Raw genomic sequence first — 2,426 nt, forward strand, 5'->3', positions numbered from 1 at the left:
GGGGGCGGGGGTGGGCGCACCCCTCCCCGCCCCCCCCACACACCCCTGCCACGCCTACCCCCCCCGCCGCGCCCGCGGGGCCCCCCCCCCGCCCCCCCCCCGCCTGCGGCGTCAGGGCGCCGGTCGCCTCCGCGACAAGGAACGCCCCTTCGAGGCGGGGAACCGCTCGCACGCCGGGTAGCCGCCCCACTCGTCCAGCTCCCGCGGGCGGTTGCCGATCCCGAAATGGGCCCTGGTCTCCCCGCCACGCACCGGGCGGTGCAGACCCCCATTCGAGTGCGGCCATCCGGGCCCGGCAGTCGGCGAAACACACCGCCTCGTCACTCACCCGTACAGAGCAATCACGGACCGTTGTCCCCTTGTCCCCGTTGGTCCGTGCCCCATTCGGAGTTGCGTCCGGACGGGGGGCATGAGGCCGTGGAAGTCGTGTCCTGCCGGATCTCACCCTCAGGAGGAGACATGGGCACGAGGAACGACGGCCGGCCGGCCGACAAGCTGAGCGTCGTCTTCACCGTCCGAGTGATCGAGGGCGGCGAGCAGGGGTTCCTGGATCTGTACGACCAGCTCCGCAAGTCCGTCGCCCGGACCCCCGGCCACATCGTCGAGAGGCTGGGAGCCCCCGTGGACGACTCCCGGCAGTGGGTCATCACCAGCGAGTGGCAGACGGCCGAGCACTTCTTCGCCTGGCAGCAGAGCGCTGAGCACCGCGCACTGGTGGCTCCGCTGCGCGAGTGGGTCGACTCGACGCAGTCGCTGCGGTTCCGGGTCGTCAAGGAGACCAAGGGAGTGACGTCATGACGCGCACCGCCAACGGCCCCGTCGCCGTACTCGGGCTCGGCACGATGGGCACCGGCCTGGCCACCCGCCTCCTCGACCGGGGAATACAGGTCCGGGTCTGGAACCGTACCGCTGAGCGGGCCGAACCGCTTGCCGGGGCAGGCGCCTTCGTCGCCGCACACCCCGCCGACGCCGTCGCGGGCACGAGCGCCGCCATCTGCGTCGTCGCCGACGGCGAAGCCCTCGGCTCCATGCTGCGCGGACCCGACGGCGTCCTGTCCAAGGGCCCCTACCCCGGGGTGCTCATCTGCGCCAGCACCGTCTCCCCCGAAGAGGTCCTCCAGATCGCCGGGGACATCCCCTCGGTCGTGGACGTCGGCATGCTCGGCAACCGCGACCATGCCCGTGACGGCGAGCTCCGGCTCTTCGTCGGCGGCGAGGAGCAGACGTTCGACGCCTGCCGCCCGCTGCTGGAGGCGCTGGGCAAGGAGGTAGTCCATCTGGGCGCACTCGGTTCCGGCATGCGGATGAAACTGTGCCTCAACCTCCTGATGGGCATCGAGGTGCAGGCCCTGGCCGAGGTCACCGAACTGGCGACCGCCTGCGGCCTAGACCGGCAGCTGGTCCTCAAGACCATCGCGGGCAGCGGTTTCGCCTCTCCGGTCATGGCGTTCAAGTCGAGGCGCCTGGGTTCCGGCCGCTTCGAAGAGCCGGACTTCCGGCTGCGGCTGATGGCGAAGGACCTCATGCTCGCTACCAAGCAGGCGGCGGCAGTCGGCCTGAGTCTGCCGCTGGCGACCGCCGCGGCAGAGACCCACGTCCATGCCATCGAGCAGGGGCTGGGCGACCAGGACTGTGCCGCGGTCACCCGCGCACTCACACCGAAACCGGGTAGCGACACGTGATCATCGACATCCACGGACATCTCTCCCCGCCGGAGGCGGCCAAACGCTTCCCCATGCCCCCGAGCCTGACCGACGTCGACGGCATGCTCGCCGCTCGCGCCGAGGCCGGCATCGACCTCACCATCATCGGCAGCCCCGTCGGCGCCGGCGCGATGGCGCGGGTACCGGGCGTGGACAACTACGCGCAACCAAGAGACCGGCTGCGCAGTTTCCACGCCTGGATGTCGGGGTTGATCGCCAGGTTCCCCGACCAGTTGCGCGGCTATGTGTACGCCAACCCGTTCGGTGACGACGATCACCTCGACGGGGTACGGGAGACCCTGGAGGACCCGGCCTTCGTCGGCCTGATCACCACGTCCAGCGTGCACGGGGAGCTGCTCGGCTCCCCGCGCGCCGACTCCTTCTTCGCGCTGGCCGCGGAGGCGGGGGTGCCGGTCCTGGTACACGCCCCGGCCGAACCGGTCGGCACGGAACGGGTCGACGAGATCGGCTTCGTCGAACAGATCGGCCGGTTCGGCGACGTCACCATGGGCATGGCCATGATCGCCTTCGCGGGATGGCTGGACAAGTACCCGGATCTACGGCTGATCGGTGCGACCGGCGGCGGCGCGATGGCGCTGCTGCCGGAGCGCCTGCAGACGGCGGCGGGGGCCCCCCCCCGGGGGCGGGGGGGGCCCCCCCCCCCCCCCCCCCCCCCCGCCCCCCCCCCCCCCCCCCCCCCCCCCCCCCCCCGGGCCCCCCCCC

General features: G+C 72.3%; 3 protein-coding genes. All 3 read left to right on the forward strand.

The annotated features are described in order from the left end of the window. Nucleotides 1–459 precede the first annotated feature (459 nt). Entirely contained in the window at nucleotides 460–798 is a 339-nt protein-coding gene (locus ACIRR9_RS55930; protein ID WP_365340297.1) for an antibiotic biosynthesis monooxygenase family protein, read from the forward strand. Further along, nucleotides 795–1,682 (forward strand): NAD(P)-dependent oxidoreductase, encoded by an 888-nt coding sequence (locus tag ACIRR9_RS55935; RefSeq protein ID WP_403769809.1) that lies wholly within the window; start codon nucleotides 795–797, stop codon nucleotides 1,680–1,682. The genes ACIRR9_RS55930 and ACIRR9_RS55935 overlap by 4 nt, the downstream gene beginning before the upstream one ends. Next, nucleotides 1,679–2,426 (forward strand): amidohydrolase family protein (locus ACIRR9_RS55940; RefSeq protein WP_403769812.1); only part of this gene is annotated, 748 nt, incomplete at its 3' end. The genes ACIRR9_RS55935 and ACIRR9_RS55940, both read left to right, overlap by 4 nt.

This window comes from Streptomyces sp. NPDC101234, assembly GCF_044767525.1.
GTDB classification, from domain to species: domain Bacteria; phylum Actinomycetota; class Actinomycetes; order Streptomycetales; family Streptomycetaceae; genus Streptomyces; species Streptomyces sasae.